Origin of the sequence: uncultured Alistipes sp., from assembly GCF_949296715.1 — a bacterium.
Taxonomy (GTDB): Bacteria; Bacteroidota; Bacteroidia; order Bacteroidales; family Rikenellaceae; genus Alistipes.
Map to the genome: position 1 here is coordinate 123,364 of NZ_CASFQD010000057.1, position 15,220 is coordinate 138,583.

Sequence of the window (15,220 nt, forward strand, 5' to 3'; positions counted from 1 at the left end):
GGGCGGCTCTGTTAACAACTGAAATCATGATGAGAAAATTTGCCTTTACGCTATTGGGTGTTATTGCGGGCTTCTTTCTGACCGCCTGTTCGAAGGACGATGCTGGCGGCAGTGAGGACCCGGAACCAGAACCGGATGTGGAGGAGGTTGTATTGGGGGGCAATACCGTTGAAATCACCGATGGCCTGTTGCAGCATTTGCAATCGGCAGAGGAGGGGGTACTGACATTCGACGGTTCCCTGTCCGCAGATGAAGTTCCGCAGGAGGGACAGATACTGTTGTTGAATACGCCTTCCGAGGAGTTCCCATACGGTTTTTTGGGAAGGGTCGTTGCCGTCGAACAGGATGGCGGGGATTATCGTGTCGAGACGGAGACCGTTCCGTTGGGCGAAGTGTTCGACAAACTGCGGATCAACAAGAGCATTGATCTTGTGCCGGCCGATGCCGGAACCCGAGTCGATTTCGAGAAGGATGAGGATGGTTTTTACTGTTTCAGTCAGCCTGCCGAGATCAGCCAAGGGGCGGTGACCGTTTCCGGATCGGTGCTGCTGGGCGTGAAGATGCTTGTGGATGGCGATCTGGACAGATGGAGACAGAAGCATCAGTTCGATATTGCTCTGCAGATCAAGATTGTCTCGGAGGTCGGTCTCGATGTCGAGTTCGATACCGATGAGGAGGTTCGGATCAAGTTGGGCCCGGCCGTCCATCTTACCCCGTTTGTCTCGTCGATTGTTATCAATCCCGTTCTGCAACTCTATTTTGTTACGCAGTGCGAAGGCAGTGCGGCATTCCATGCGGGGCACCGTTGCGAGAAGATTATACACTGTCAGGTGCATCTGGATGGGTTGCAGCATACCGGAACTTTGGAAGTTCCCGAAAACGGCGTGAACCAGAGCATGGTGTCGGATATGAATATTTCGCTTGACGGAGCGTTGTTTCAGGGACTGGCTCCCTCTTTCGAGTTGCAAATGTTCGGGCGCAAGGACCTGATGATCGGCATCGAAACGCAGGTAGGCCGGGAAGTGAGCGGTCATGTGACGGTCGACCTGCTGGCTGACAACCTGTACGAAGCCTGCAAGGATGTCTGGCTTGCGCAGTGCATGAAGATCAAGACCCTGGCAAAGGCGTCGGCCCAAATCTTCGGATTCGAACTGGCCTGGGAGCAGTCGTTGGCTCCCGATCTTGCTCTTTTCGAGGAAACTCTCTACCTGTTTCCGGAATTCATTAACGATAGGGTTGATGCGGATGCGACGAGCCGGACGGTGCAGGTTGATGTAGGGCGTGATCTGCTCTTCGAATCGGGCGTCGGACTGGCTCTCTATGAGGGAGACAAACGGGTGGCGATGACGGAATCTGTGCCGTACTGGTTTGCTGACAATTTCGATAATCCGCTTGAAACCGTTTTTGACGGTTTGTCGGAAAAGGGGAATTATTCGGTGTGGACCTATGTCAAATGGGACGATCTGTTTATCAAGGCCCAACAGCTCGGAAAACCGTCGATTGTCGGGAAGTGGGGATGCTATTATTCGAAGTATAAATATAATTATAATGGAGAAATAAAAGAAGAATATGGTGAGTTGAATTCGGATAGTTGGTATTTCACTTTTAATAGCGATTCTACAGGAGAAGCAACTGAAAAAGGTGTAACTGAAAAGTTTAAATATTTTCTTGATGATAATTTTTCGAGTAATACGAATTTGAATATCATTAATTCAATGTCTTATGATGGAGTGTATGAAATATTGGGCTTAACTGACTCTATTTTATATTTGTATTATTGGGATGCAGATTGTGAATATTGGATTGGATTTAAGAGGGTGAATCAATGAAAATTTAGATAGACATGACATTGCACAACAAATCCCCCGAGCTGATCGGGGGATTCGTTTTGCGGTGGGTTATTTCTCCGGAAAGCCTTGCGCCTTGAGTTTGATCTCGCCGCCGTCGGGCGTCACGAGGTAGGCGCCCGTCGCCTCGGCCGTGATGTGGCCGATGACGTCGACCAGCCCGAGGCGCATCACCTGTTCCTGCATCGCGAGCGGCACGGTGAAGAGCAGTTCGTAGTCCTCGCCGCCGTTCAGGGCCGCAATGACCGGGTCGGTGTGCATCTCCTCGGCCAGCGCCGTGGTCTGCCGCGCGATGGGGATGCGGTCGAGGTAGATGCGCGCGCCGCACTTCGATGCCTTGCACAGCTGCATCAGGTCGCTCGCCAGGCCGTCCGTCAGGTCGATCATCGACGTCGGCGTGATCTTCTCCTCGAGGAGCGCCTCGACGATGTCCGTGCGCGGGCGCGGCTTGAGGTACTTTTCCAGCAGGTATTCGTATCCCTTGAACTGCGGTTCGGGGTTCTTGACGTCGGCGAGCACCCGCTTCTCGCGCTCGAGTAGCTGCAGGCCCATGTAGGCGGCTCCGAGGTTGCCCGTCAGGCAGATCAGGTCGTGCAGCTGCGCGCCGCCGCGGTAGACGATGCGCTCCTGCGGGGCGTGGCCCAGCGTCGTCACCGTGATGACGAGTCCGGTCATCGAAGCCCGCGTGTCGCCGCCCACCAGGTCGATCCCCAGCTCCTTGCAGGCGAAGGCGATTCCTTCGTAGAGGTCCTGCAGCGCCTCGACGGGGATTTTCGACGAGACACCGAGCGAGACGGTGATCTGCGACGGCGTGGCGTTCATCGCCAGGATGTCGCTCACGCCCGCCGTCACGACCTTGTAGCCGAGGTGGCGGAGCGGAAAGTAGGTCAGGTCGAAGTCCACGCCCTCGTAGAACGAATCGGTCGTGCAGAGCATCTCTTCGCCCGCGGGCGGGGTGATGACGGCGGCGTCGTCGCCCACGCCCCGGCGCGTCGAGGCGTTGTGCGGCGTGAAGGGTCCGGTCAGCAGGTCGATCAGCCCGAACTGTCCGAGCGTTGCGATCTCGGTGCGTTTTTTCTGCTCCATGGATAATAAACTTTTTACAAAACTAACGATTCTTTGCCGTTTCCACAAAAAATAACGTATTTTTGTCCGTTCAATCAAAAATACGGATTCAGATATGATAAACATCGTCTTATTCGGCGCCCCGGGTTGTGGCAAAGGCACGCAGGCCCAGCGTCTGAAGGAGCGCTACGGCATCGACCACGTCTCGACGGGCGAGGTGATCCGCGGCGAGATCCGCCGCGGCACGGAGCTGGGACGGAGCATGGAGTCCTACATCGCCCAGGGCAAGCTGGCCCCCGACGAGATCGTCATCGGCATGATTGCCAACTACGTGGCCGAGCACCTCGACGCGAAGGGGTGCATCTTCGACGGCTTCCCCCGCACGACGGTCCAGGCCGAGGAGTTCGACAAAATCCTTGCAAAACACGGGCTGAAGGTCGACATCATGGTCGACATTCACGTTCCGGAGGAGGAGCTGGTGCGCCGCATTCTGCTGCGCGGCAAGGAGTCGGGCCGTGCGGACGATGCGTCGGAGGAGGTGATCCGCGACCGGCTGAAGGTCTATCACGATCAGACGGCCGTCGTGTCGGATTTCTATGCCGCGCAGGGCAAGTATGCCTCGGTGGACGGCATCGGCTCGATCGACGAGGTCTTCGACCGGATTGCCGGCATCGTCGACAACGTGAAATAATTGCGCCTTCCGGTGTGCGGCGGTCCCGATCGGGCTGCCGACAGTTTGGATGCGTCCTTGCGGCGTCCGCCTCTTCGGCGGGCGCCGCCTTTTTTGGAAGGTAAAAAGTAAAAAGTAAAAGGTGGAAGGCGGGAGGAGGGGTCGGTGCGGCGGTGCGGACAAAAAAAAGACGCCCACCGTATGGATGGACGTCTTCGTGCTTTCGCTCGGATTCCGATTACAGGGCGTTGACGTGGAACTGGATGGCGCTCTTGAGGTTCGCAGCCTTGTTCTTGTGCATGATGTTGTGCTTCGAGAGCTTGTCGAGCATCGCCGTAACCTTCGGGAGCAGTGCCTCGGCGGCGCTCTTCTCGGTGGTTGCACGCAGCGCCTTCACGGCATTGCGGGCCGTCTTGTGGAACAGACGGTTGTGCGCACGCTTCTTCAGCGTCTGACGAATCCGTTTCTTCGATGACTTATGGTTTGCCATAATTCGTGTGTTTTTATTTTTTTACTTTTTCAGTTGCCTGTTCTCAAAACGGCCGTAGCCGCCGGCGGATAGACCCTCGGGTCCGCTCCTGGTTTGTTGTTCACCCGTCGGAGTCGGGGCGATTCCTTTCGGGTTGCGTGCGGGCTGCTTCTGCGGTCTCGGATTCCGGGCTGCCTGCGCCTCCCGTGCCATCCTTGCCTCCGTCGCATCCTCGCTTTCGCCATTCCGGGCTGCACCTCTCATGCTGCCCCTCCTCCGTCGTTTGTAGCCCATAGCAGAATCGAACTGCTCTTTCAAGAATGAAAATCTTGCGTCCTAACCGATAGACGAATGGGCCTCTACCACTATCGCAGACCCCGATGGGACTGCTTTAGCGGTGCAAAGGTAAATAAAAAAAGCAGTTGTGCAAAAAAATATGCGGAAAAAAGTGGCGCCGGTCAATTTTTGGTCAGCCGAACCGTCTGTGTCGCAGCGTCGAAGACGATGCCGCCGCCCGTGAATAGCCGTTCGATGTGGCCGCTTGCGGCCATTTTGGCAGCCGGCAGGCAGTGCAGCTGCGGCGTGTCGATCAGCGCCACGGTGTCGCAGAGCGTGAGGGCCACGTCCAGGTCGTGCGTCGAAAAGAGGATGCACTTGCCCTCGTCGTGCGCCAGGCGGCGCAGCAGCAGCGCCAGCTCGTAGCGGTTCGGCAGGTCGAGGAAGGCCGTGGGCTCGTCGAGCAGCATGACGGGGGTGTCCTGCGCGAGGGCCCGGGCAATCATCACGCGCTGGCACTCGCCGTCCGACATGCGGTCCATCGTCTTGCGGGCGAAGGCCTCCATGCCCACGAGCGCGAGGGCGCGTTCGACGACGGCCCGGTCGGTCTCCTGCATGCGGCCGATCCAGTTGGTGTAGGGGGCGCGGCCCAGCGCCACGACATCCTCGCAGGGGAGGTTGGTGATGCGGACCTTGTCCGTGGTGACGAAGGCCACGGTCTCGGCCCGCTGGCGCGGCGTGAGCTGGTCGAGCGGCCGTCCGCACAGCTCGATGCGCCCTCCGGCGGCGGGTGCGAGCCCCGCGACGGCCCGCAGCAGGGTGCTCTTGCCCGTGCCGTTGCGGCCGATGAGGGCCGTGAGGGTTCCCGGGGCAAGCGTGGCGCAGGCGTCGGTGAGCAGCGTGCGGCTGCCGTAGGCGAGGCGGATATGGTCCAGAAGGATGCTCATGGCTTAGAAGAGGTTGCGGTTGCGGACGACGACGAGGATCACCACCGGGATGCCCATCAGGGCGGTGATGGTGTTGATCGGCAGGGCGAGGCTCTTCGAGATGAGGTCGCAGACGAGCAGCAGCGCGGCGCCCGTGAGCACCGATCCCGGAAGGAGGATGCGGTGGTCGGCCGACACGAAGAGCATGCGCGCGAGGTGGGGTACGGCCAGCCCGATGAAGCCCACGGGGCCGCAGAAGGCCGTGACGGTGCCTGCCAGCAGCACCGTGGAGAGGAAGAGCAGCGAGCGCGTGCGCTGGATGTCGAGCCCCATCGTGCGGGCGTAGTTCTCGCCCAGCAGCAGCAGGTTCAGCGGCTTGATGACCGCCACGGAGATCACCAGCCCCGCGGCGACGGCCGGGAGCATGAGCGCCAGCTGGGCGGAGGTGACGTCGCCGAGCGAGCCCATCGTCCAGACGACGAACGACTTGAGGGCCGCCTCGCTCGAGAGGTACTGCAGCACCTCGACCACCGAGCTGACGCCCGAACCGAACATCATGCCGAGGATCAGGATGACCATGATGTCCTTGATGCAGCGGCTGACGGCCATGACGATCAGCAGCACGAGGGCTGCGCCGAGCCATGCCGCGCCGGCGATGCCGAGCGACTGGACGAACGAGTGGCCCGAGATGCCGAGCAGCGGGGCCCCGAGCAGGAAGAGCGCGACGCCCAGTCCGGCGCCGGAGCTGATGCCGAGGACGTAGGGCCCGGCCAGCGGGTTGCGGAAGAGCGTCTGCATCTGGAGTCCGCTGGCGGCGAGGGCCGCGCCGGCCGTGAGGGCCGTGACGGCCTTGAGCAGACGGAACTTCAGGACGATGGTGCGGGTCGTGTCGTCGCAGACACCGCCCGTCAGCGCCGCCCACACGTCGCGCAGCGGCACGGCGACCGACCCGAAGGCGAGGTCGGCGACGAAGAGCCCGGCAGTCAGCAGCGCGAGCAGCAGGAAGAGCAGCGCGTGGCGGGACATGGTCTATTCGAGTCTTTTGTAGTAACAGCAGCGCGAATCGGCTGTGCCGTCGTCGTGCAGCAGGGCGATGAGGTCCGCGAGCACCCGGTCGGGCCGCACGACGCCCGACTCCCAGAAGTCGGAGCCGTCGGCGGGTGTCTGGCGGCGGTTGTTGTTCCACACGCGGCGGTTGCGCACGGCGGGCACCGCGGCGAAGCGGGGATTCTGGGCCGTCAGCTCGCCGAGCGTGTTGCAGGCCCCGACGTTGAGCCAGACGTCGGCGTCGTTGGCCAGCAGGTAGGCCTCCTCGGCGTCGACGGCCACCGAGCTCGACGAGTCGTTCTGCGTGTAGACATACTCGCCGCCGGCATCCTCGATCAGGCGGATCATGTAGCTGCGCGACGAGGGCATGAACCACGTGTCGCGGTAGGGGGTGTTGAGCATGACGCGCGGGCGGGCGGCCGTGGTGTCGACCTGCGCGCGCAGCGCCTCGTAGCGTGTCGCAATCTGCTGCAGGGTGTCGGCGCCCGCGTCGCGGCGGTCGCAGAGCTCGGCGGCGAGCATCAGCCACTCGGCCTTGCCCAGCGGCGACTCCTCCACGTAGTCACCTACATATATATAAGGAATACCCAGCTCGCGGAGCTTGCCCGTGACGATCGTGTTTTCGCCCGCGATGCCGTAGAGCAGCACGAGGTCGGGCCGCATGGCGGCCAGCAGCTCGAAGTCGAGGTTCGTGTCGTAGCCCACGTCGCGGACCGTGCCCGCGGCGCGGCGGGCCTGGATGTCGGTGCTCGAGAGGTAGTCGATGCCCGAGACGCCCGCGATGCGGCCAGCCTCACCGAGTGCATCGAACATCGCCACGTGGCTCGACGACATGCAGACGACGCGGCTGACGGGGGCATGGACGGCCGTGCCGTCGAATCCCGCGGGGGCCTCGTCTTCGCCGCGCAGCACGAGCAGGTGCTGTGCGACCTGCGTGGCTCCCTGCCAGGGGTTGCGCACGGTAACGAGCGAGCTTGTCCCGTGCTCCGTGCCGCGGATGTCGAATCCCGCGGCGTAGCGGGGCGTGTAGAGCTCCACGGTGAAATCATCGGGCGTGCGGGCTCCGGAGGAGCCGCAGGCGACGGCCAGAAGGGCTGTGAGCCCGGCCAGAAGGGGGTAAAAAAGTCTCATCGCCTGCAAAAATAGAAAAAAAACTTGCAGAAATATGGATGTTTCTGAAAAATATACTATATTTGCAGTCCCAAACCGAGAGGTAACGGATATCCGGGGCCGTCGGAAAAGGGTAATCGGGGCGTAGCTCAGTCCGGTTAGAGTACACGTCTGGGGGGCGTGTGGTCGCTGGTTCGAATCCAGTCACCCCGACTAATGAAAAGGCTTGACAATCACATGATTGTCAAGCTTTTTTTGTTGTTGCGCCTGCCTGCCGAACGGGCGGTTGACGCCGCGGTTGACGCGAAAAAGTCAACCAAGAAGTCAACCAAAACCGATGAAAACCTGTGTTTCTGAGAGAATAGGACGAAATCATCATTGACGGACCGGGTTGCTCTTGGACGAATGTCGAGCGGACAGGCGATTTACATGGATTATGTAATTCAGAGAATTTGCGGGGGAATCGACTGATTCCCCTTGCAAATTCGAATCCGATTGTTTACTTTTGTGGAAACAACCAAATAAAGGCAAGAAAGACATGTAGCACAGAATAGATTATTACGCTTCAAAACGGGTTCCCCATCCTGTCCCGACCATATCATTAATCAAAACATTCGAAAAATGGGGACAGTCAAGAATGCAGAGTTGTCGATGCAATCCGTTCGACGGCTATTGGAGCGTAATCATCTTGCCTACACGATTAAAGAGGATGCCATCCTTTTCAATCGACGGTTCAATCGCAGAACGGGACAAAAATCCTATTATTACATCGGCTTCACAGAGGGAGGACGGAAAATCGGCCGTCAAAACATCTCGTTCGGTTGTGTGGATTACAATGTCTACGACGAGGACGATGTTGTGATGGCCACATGCTTCCGCAACGCAATGTGTACCGACATGGCCTTTTTCGCATTTCATTTCCACGACCTCTTTCGACGCTTCTATCCAATCGACGAGTACAACGATTGGTACGAATGACGTGCAACAGACTTTGCAGACAGACTGATGACCGACTGCAAGGTCTGTTTTTATGTAACGACTAAATAAATACGGCTATGCCTGCACCATAGAATCATAAATACAAGCAACAACACCCGAATGGGCAAGGTGTTTTGCATTTTCCGCCGAATGTGTTACTTTTGCAGTAACATATTGAATACACGGAGAGTGTAGCTTGTTCTCGACTTGCGAACGTAGGAAATTCGAAAAGGTAGAGAGAATAGCTGACATCTTGCCGCGTCATATCCTTTCATGGATACGGCGTGGTGTTGTTGCTTATTTATCTACCAAGGTTTCCTACGACCTGCAAGTGTGAATAGGCGTTCAGCACCACGCTTTCTGTTTCTTTAATCCCAAACTTTAACCGTCGTACAGGTGCTGGGACGACAAACAAACTTTTTACAGCCATGAAAAAACTATTGATTCTTTGCGGATTTATTTTGTCGTGCGGTTATGCGGGGGCACAGAACTATGGAGCGACGTACACTCCATATTCAAGACCTGTGGATAACTATAATTACAATCAGCAACAGACATATAATTTTCAGCAACAACCTTTTGGAAATCAGAGACAAATGCAAGTAACATATCAGAGAGTTACAGGTACGACCAAATCAGGCCATACGGCACCATTCAGAATCAAATATATCAATGGACAGGCACAATCTATTGAATATTACGAGTCGTACAATGGATGGGTTACTTGTTATGCTTATTCTCCAACCGACAAGGGCTATATTGCCGATGATTACGAACAGGCATATGATTACAAGGTTAAACCGACCTATAATAGCGCTGTTTATTATTTCTAATCGAAGAGGAAAGTTCAATTTGTAAAAGCAAATACTATTATGAAACTTTTTTTATCAGCCATCTGCCTCCTGCTTGTCTCTTGTGGTGCAACGGATTTATCGGGAACATATGTCTGCAACGAAGTCTTCTTTTCAAGTCAAACAATGAATCCTACAGAAATTTCAGAAAACCAAAATGCCGCGCAATCTGATTTAATCGGATCATCAATAATAGTTGTACAATATGATGATTTTGTGTGGATTGGCTTCTCGGAAACCGATGGAAATCATTTTAAACAGATTTCTAATAATGAATATATCTTTCATCAAGATAATGGGGATAAAGTCATTGCAAGTTTTTCGAAAGAGGAATTAACGCTCAAAGAGACCGATAGTCAATATACGATTAAAATAGTTTGCAATAAACAATAGATACATATGAAATATTTATTGATACTATGCGGTTGCCTTTTTTTATGCAATAGCATTTCGGCTCAATCCAGTTCGGGAAAATATATTGTCAATGGAACAGCGTATCCTGCAGAAGATGTAATTCAGCAACTTTATACTTTTGGGAATCGGCTCCCTGGACCCGAACGTAGGTTTCTATCATGCATTCAAGATGCATTAAAACAAGGACGAACACTTGAATATAATACTTGGTCCTATACTCTTAAAGGATATGTGAACTGGGGGAGTCAGCTAACATCTTCACAGCAAAGAAAATACGCAAAAAAAGGAATACTTCCCAAGGACTGCCAACACATGTTATACCATTTGGCTCAATTCCAACCTCAAAGTCGCATAACCTCGGCGCATCGCAATCAAAATGTAAGCTTGGATATGAGTGCACCGCGTTTTCTCACATATTTGAAAAATCCTGATGGGACATTTCGCTATACGGTTGATATTGATAATATAGGGGTAATAGATAGATTGCAAGCACTTAAACAACTTAAAAGAATCGGTACAATAACATATCATGACGGACATCCTGTTGTAAGTTTTAATGGATATGGAGGCAAAACATTAGATAGTTATATACGATGGCTTGATAGTTATAAAGATTTGGACGGGCTTATAAATCGTGTTAAGACTGCGACCATAACATCAGATGACACGCAAGTGCTAAATAGCGTGGGAATCTTCATTAAGATTAAATAGAGTTAGGACCAACTTACTCAAAGGAACTTAATCTGTTTCCTTGGAAAAGTTGGTCCGCTTCCTTGCTCGATCAAATTATGAAAAATTATCTACTCCTTATTTTCGCCTTGTTGATTGCAGGATGTGGCATATATCTTTGGGCGAATTCCATATCACAAAAAGAGAGGTTGGAATTACTCAATGGAGACTATGAATTAGTTGATTGGCAGATTCGTCCGAAATCAGCTATTCCTGCAGATTCTCTAACGGTGTACGATATTCCCCAGTGCGGTGAACGTTTGACCCTACAAGCTAACGACGACGGAAATTTCCGCTTGACGACGGAATCATCGTTGCCAGTCCTGCAACAGTTAGCCGCTTTAGAGTGGCAGCCGCTCTATATTCAGCGCACATGGCTGGCATGGCGGCATCGTGTCATTGGTCAATATCATGCGGGCGAACAATCCGCAACGGTCTATTGGCATCGAGCGCTCATTAATCAAACGAATGTCGGCATCACGTTGCAACTTTCCGATCCAACGAATGAAAAAATCGACTGGTTCCTGATTTTTCAAAAGAAATAGTTTTGGACCAACTTGTTCAGAGGGGCATCATATAGGCCCTTTGAAAATGTTGGTCTGATAACAATGAGCAAGAGGAGAGTAAACAAATGGAAGAGAACAGCAGCAATGTGCCTGTAGTTGGATTGCATCGTATATATAAAGGATAAGGAGAGAACCGAAAAAATACGGCTTTCCCCTCCAGTTATCCCGACTGAAGAAAAGGATTGACAATCAATCGATTATCGAGTTCTTTTCGTTTCGGCGGTTGTGCCTGCCGCCACCCGGGGGCCATGCTTCCGGCACGGTTTTGAATTGGGCGGATATTTTCGTATTTTTGTGAAAATCCTATCGTTATGCGTACAATACCCGATCGGATCACCGCGCTGCGGCCCGGTGAGATCTTTGTCTTCGGAAGCAATCTCGGCGGACAGCACGGCGGCGGGGCCGCGCGGCTGGCCTGGCAGCGCTTCGGTGCCGTCTGGGGCCAGGGTGTCGGACTGCAGGGCCAAAGCTATGCCATCCCGACCATGCAGGGCGGCGTGGAGACCATCGCCCCCTATGTCGACGACTTCATCCGGTTTGCCCGGCAGCATCCGGAGATGACCTTCCTCGTCACCGAGATCGGATGCGGCATCGCCGGCTTCACGCCGGCACAGATCGCCCCGCTCTTCGCCCGGGCCCGCGACGTGGAGAATATCCATCTGCCGGCCCGCTTCTGGGAAGTGCTTGGGCGGTAGCGGCAGGAGCGATACAGCTTGTCGGGCCGGTCGTTCCGGGGCCCGGAGCAGGCGGGAGGAACTTTTCCGCACTTTTTTGCGCCGAAAGGGAGGATTTCCCGTAATTATTATTAATTTTGTCCGGCGACCGGTCGCAGAATCGGTCCCGAGTGCGTTGCAGGCTGTTTGGGGAGAGTTGTTTTTCAGCCGGACGCAAGGTCGTGTATGGCGCCGGGCGCCATTCGCGGCAGTTGACCTTTTTTTTGAAAAACAACTACGATGAAGTCGCCGACGACGATCCGCGCATTTTTCCGAGTCCGTTGTCTGCCTGCCGGTTGCCGGCGGGCCCTCTTGTCGTGTCTGTTTCCGAAGGTGCGACGTTTCACAATCCTTAATATTACCCGATCTATGATCCGAACCTTACATGCGCCCCTGTGGGGGTGCGCCCTGCTGCTGGCGGCTGTGTCCTGCACGCCGGCGCACAACACGCTCACGCGAGCCGAGCAGGCCGACGGCTGGCAGCTGCTCTTCGACGGCAAAACGCTCGATCAGTGGAAGGACTACAACGGCACCGAACTGACAATGCCCTGGCATGTGGTCGACGGCTGCATCCAGGCCAACGGCGACGGCAGCGACCTGACCGGCTACATCGTCACGCGCCAGCAGTACGAGAACTTCATCCTCGACTGGGACTGGAAGCTCTCCTACGGCGGCAACAGCGGCATGCTCTACCACGTGGTCGAGGACCCCGCCTTCGCGGTGCCCTACGTGACGGGCCCCGAGTACCAGCTCATCGACAACGACGGCTGGGAGGAGCAGAACGCCCCGACGCGCCTCGAGCCGTGGCAGCGCCTCGGCGTGGACTACGCCATGCACCTGCCCGATCCCGACTCGCTCTTCGTCAATCCGCAGGGCGAGTGGAACTCGTCGCGCATCGTCTGCGACAACGGCCATGTCGAGCACTGGCTCAACGGGCACAAGATTCTGGAGTTCGAGGCCTGGACCGACGACTGGTTCGCGCGCCGCAACAGCGGCAAGTGGGCCGGTGCACCCGAGTACGGACTGGCGCACCGCGGGGTCATCTGCCTGCAGGACCACGGCTATCCGGCCTCGTTCCGCAACCTGAAGATCAAGGAGCTGCCCCGCCGTGCCGGGCGTGAGGTCGAACTCTTCAACGGCCGCGACCTCACGGGCTGGGAGGCCTACGGCACCGAGAAGTGGTATGTCGACGACGCCGGCAACCTCGTCTGCGAGAGTGGTCCCGACCGGGAGTACGGCTACCTCGCCACGCGCGAATACTACGACGACTTCGACCTGACGCTCGAGTTCCGGCAGCTGGCCAACGGCAATTCGGGGGTCTTCTTCCGCTCGTTCGTCGAACCGCCCGTGAAGATTCACGGCTGGCAGTGCGAGGTGGCGCCGAAGAACAACGACACGGCCGGCATCTACGAGTCCTACGGGCGCGGCTGGCTGGTGCAGATTCCCGACGAGAAGGAGTCGGTGCTCCGCGAAGGGGAGTGGAACACGCTGCGCCTGAAGGTGCAGGGCGACCGTGTGCAGACGTGGCTCAACGACGTGCCGATGGCCGACCTGACCGACGCGAAGATCGGCGCCGCGCAGGGCCGCATCGCCCTGCAGATTCACGACGGAGGCGGCATCAAGGTCCTCTGGCGCAACATCCGATTGAAAACGCTGTAAACCAACAAACTGATATGACATCCCGCAGAAACTTCCTGAAAACGCTGGGCGGCATGGCGCTGCTGACCGTCGTCCCGCGCCACGTGCTCGGCGGCCCGAACTTCATCGCCCCGAGCGACCAGCTCACCAAGGGCATCATCGGCATGGGCGGCATCGGCAAGAGCAGCTACCACTTCACGAGCACCAAGGAGTGTCGGCTGGTGGCGGTGTGCGACGTCGACCGCCGTCACCTCGAGAGCGGCATCGAGCTGGGCAGGCAGAAGTTTGGTGAGACGCTGCAGTCCTACACCGACTTCCGCGACCTGATCGCCGATCCGAACGTAGACATCGTCCACATCGCCACACCGCCGCACTGGCACGGCATCATGGCCGTCGAGGCGGCGCGCGCCGGCAAGGACATCTGGTGCGAGAAGCCCATGACGCGCACCATCGGCGAGAGCAAGCGCGTCGTCGAGGCCGTGCGGCGCAACAACCGCATCTTCCGGCTCAACACATGGTTCCGCTTCACGGACACCTTCTACGGGCTGGGTACGACGGTCGAGCCGCTGAAGAAGCTTATCGACAGCGGACTGCTGGGCTGGCCGCTGAAGGTGACGATCTCCGGCGCCACGGGCTTCACGTGGAAGTTCTTTTGGATCGGCCGCGACCACCTTGAGCCCGAGCCCGTGCCCGCGGAGCTCGACTACGACATGTGGCTCGGCCCGGCACCCTGGAAGCCCTACAACGCCCACCGCGTGCACCAGACCTTCCGCGGCTACTGGGACTACGACGGCGGCGGCCTGACCGACATGGGCCAGCACTACATGGACCCGGTGCAGTACCTGCTGGGCAAGGACGACACCTCGCCCGTGAAGATCGAGGTCGACGCCCCCGAGCAGCACCACGACGCCGTGGGCATCTGGCGCAGGATCGTCTACACGTATGAGGACGGCTGCCAGATCGTCCTCGAGGGCGAGGGCTACGAGACGCTCGGCAAGGTGCCCTACATCGAGGGCCCGGGCGGCAAGGTCTACCGCGGTTTCGAGTGCACGATCCCGAACGTCATGGAGAAGATATCCGAGATGCCCGATCCCGAACCGCAGAACACCGACTTCCTGGAGTGCGTGCGCACGCGGCGCCGCTTCGCGCTCGACGAGCGCATCGGCCACCGCAGCTGCACGCTGGTCAACCTCGGCGCCTGCGCCCTGCGGCTGAACCGCACGCTGCACTTCGATCCCGAGACGCAGCTCTTCGTCGGGGACGATGCCGCCAACCGCCTCATCGACCAGCCCATGCGTGGTCCGTGGCATATCTGATAACCTGCAAAAACGATACGCAAAGATGAAAAAGATAGTTGCAATCTGGCTGTTGGCGCTGCTGCCCGTCTCGACGCCCGCCCTCTTCGACGAGGTGATGGGCGAAATCGCCGCCACCGGCAGCCGGGGCGTCGAAATGGTGGCCTCGATGTTCGTCCCGGCCGCCGAAGGGAAGAGTACGACCCTCGAATACGCCCTGAACGGCGTGGTTTGCTACGCTACGGCCCCCGGGCGCGAGGCGCTGCTGCCCGCGATACGCAAGGGGCTCGTCGCGGCCCTCGCCCAGGAGGGCGATACGGCCAAGCGGAGCTTCCTCATCTCGCAGCTGCAGCTCTGCGCCACGGCCGAAGAGGCTGCGGCGCTGCTTCCGGCGCTGGACGACCCTGCTCTTGCGGACTATGTCCTGCGGGCGCTGGTCTCGATCCCCGGAACGGAGGAGCTGCTCCTTTCGCTCGCCGCGCAGGAGGGGCTGACGACCGCGCGCCGCTGCGCCCTCGCGCGCGCCTTTGCCGACAAGGGAATGGCGGAGGCCGAGCCCGTGCTGACGGCGTGGGCGGCCGGTGCCGACGGGGAGCTGAAGGCGGCGCTCTGGCCGGCGCTGGCAC

Annotated in this window: 15 protein-coding genes, 2 tRNA genes and 1 pseudogene; 12 read left to right on the plus strand and 6 right to left on the minus strand. The window is 57.3% G+C overall.

Translation table 11 applies throughout. From position 1 onward, the window contains the following. Positions 1-26: 26 nt before the first annotated feature. A complete protein-coding gene (locus Q1Y33_RS09160) occupies positions 27-1,829 on the plus strand; it encodes a hypothetical protein (protein WP_300799461.1) in 1,803 nt (600 codons plus the stop codon). Between the two features lie 69 nt (positions 1,830-1,898). On the opposite strand, the gene thiL is transcribed toward Q1Y33_RS09160, so the two are convergent. Next, positions 1,899-2,933: a thiamine-phosphate kinase gene (gene thiL, locus Q1Y33_RS09165; RefSeq protein ID WP_300799462.1), complete on the minus strand. Its 1,035-nt coding sequence runs from the start codon at positions 2,931-2,933 to the stop codon at positions 1,899-1,901. Positions 2,934-3,027: 94 nt separating this feature from the next. On the opposite strand from thiL, the gene Q1Y33_RS09170 reads away from it, so the two are divergent. After that, positions 3,028-3,603, plus strand: a complete 576-nt coding sequence (locus tag Q1Y33_RS09170) for an adenylate kinase (RefSeq protein ID WP_300799464.1) — start codon at positions 3,028-3,030, stop codon at positions 3,601-3,603. Positions 3,604-3,820: 217 nt separating this feature from the next. Here the strand turns inward: Q1Y33_RS09170 and rpsT are convergent, their stop codons facing one another. The 5 genes from rpsT to Q1Y33_RS09195 all read right to left on the minus strand — a co-directional run bounded on the left by rpsT (position 3,821) and on the right by Q1Y33_RS09195 (position 7,431). Next, complete coding sequence (gene rpsT / locus Q1Y33_RS09175; protein WP_300799465.1) at positions 3,821-4,072, minus strand: 30S ribosomal protein S20; 252 nt, start codon at positions 4,070-4,072, stop codon at positions 3,821-3,823. 265 nt (positions 4,073-4,337) lie between these two features. Beyond that, positions 4,338-4,409, minus strand: a tRNA-Glu gene (locus tag Q1Y33_RS09180). 100 nt (positions 4,410-4,509) lie between these two features. Further along, positions 4,510-5,274 (minus strand): ABC transporter ATP-binding protein, encoded by a 765-nt coding sequence (locus tag Q1Y33_RS09185; protein WP_300799466.1) that lies wholly within the window; start codon positions 5,272-5,274, stop codon positions 4,510-4,512. Between the two features lie 3 nt (positions 5,275-5,277). Then, on the minus strand, positions 5,278-6,279 hold the full coding sequence (locus Q1Y33_RS09190) for an iron ABC transporter permease (protein ID WP_300799468.1): 1,002 nt from the start codon (positions 6,277-6,279) through the stop codon (positions 5,278-5,280). A 3-nt stretch (positions 6,280-6,282) separates the two neighbouring features. Then, positions 6,283-7,431: an ABC transporter substrate-binding protein gene (locus tag Q1Y33_RS09195; RefSeq protein WP_300799470.1), complete on the minus strand. Its 1,149-nt coding sequence runs from the start codon at positions 7,429-7,431 to the stop codon at positions 6,283-6,285. A 117-nt stretch (positions 7,432-7,548) separates the two neighbouring features. Here Q1Y33_RS09195 and Q1Y33_RS09200 point away from each other — a divergent pair. The 10 genes and pseudogenes from Q1Y33_RS09200 to Q1Y33_RS09245 form a co-directional block, all read left to right on the plus strand. Next, positions 7,549-7,623 (plus strand) — tRNA-Pro (locus tag Q1Y33_RS09200). 408 nt (positions 7,624-8,031) lie between these two features. After that, entirely contained in the window at positions 8,032-8,388 is a 357-nt protein-coding gene (locus tag Q1Y33_RS09205) for a hypothetical protein (RefSeq protein ID WP_300799472.1), read from the plus strand. A 428-nt stretch (positions 8,389-8,816) separates the two neighbouring features. Then, a complete protein-coding gene (locus Q1Y33_RS09210) occupies positions 8,817-9,221 on the plus strand; it encodes a hypothetical protein (protein WP_300799474.1) in 405 nt (134 codons plus the stop codon). Positions 9,222-9,260: 39 nt separating this feature from the next. Continuing rightward, complete coding sequence (locus Q1Y33_RS09215) at positions 9,261-9,632, plus strand: hypothetical protein (RefSeq protein ID WP_300799475.1); 372 nt, start codon at positions 9,261-9,263, stop codon at positions 9,630-9,632. Positions 9,633-9,638: 6 nt separating this feature from the next. Continuing rightward, positions 9,639-10,364, plus strand: a complete 726-nt coding sequence (locus tag Q1Y33_RS09220; protein WP_300799477.1) for a hypothetical protein — start codon at positions 9,639-9,641, stop codon at positions 10,362-10,364. A 77-nt stretch (positions 10,365-10,441) separates the two neighbouring features. Further along, positions 10,442-10,927: a hypothetical protein gene (locus tag Q1Y33_RS09225; protein ID WP_300799479.1), complete on the plus strand. Its 486-nt coding sequence runs from the start codon at positions 10,442-10,444 to the stop codon at positions 10,925-10,927. Between the two features lie 332 nt (positions 10,928-11,259). After that, positions 11,260-11,643: a hypothetical protein gene (locus Q1Y33_RS09230; protein ID WP_300799480.1), complete on the plus strand. Its 384-nt coding sequence runs from the start codon at positions 11,260-11,262 to the stop codon at positions 11,641-11,643. A gap of 387 nt (positions 11,644-12,030) precedes the next feature. Continuing rightward, positions 12,031-13,320: a DUF1080 domain-containing protein gene (locus Q1Y33_RS09235; RefSeq protein WP_300799482.1), complete on the plus strand. Its 1,290-nt coding sequence runs from the start codon at positions 12,031-12,033 to the stop codon at positions 13,318-13,320. Positions 13,321-13,334: 14 nt separating this feature from the next. Then, a complete protein-coding gene (locus Q1Y33_RS09240; protein ID WP_300799484.1) occupies positions 13,335-14,615 on the plus strand; it encodes a Gfo/Idh/MocA family oxidoreductase in 1,281 nt (426 codons plus the stop codon). 25 nt (positions 14,616-14,640) lie between these two features. Further along, positions 14,641-15,220 (plus strand): annotated as a pseudogene (locus tag Q1Y33_RS09245) (DUF1080 domain-containing protein); the annotation flags it as partial.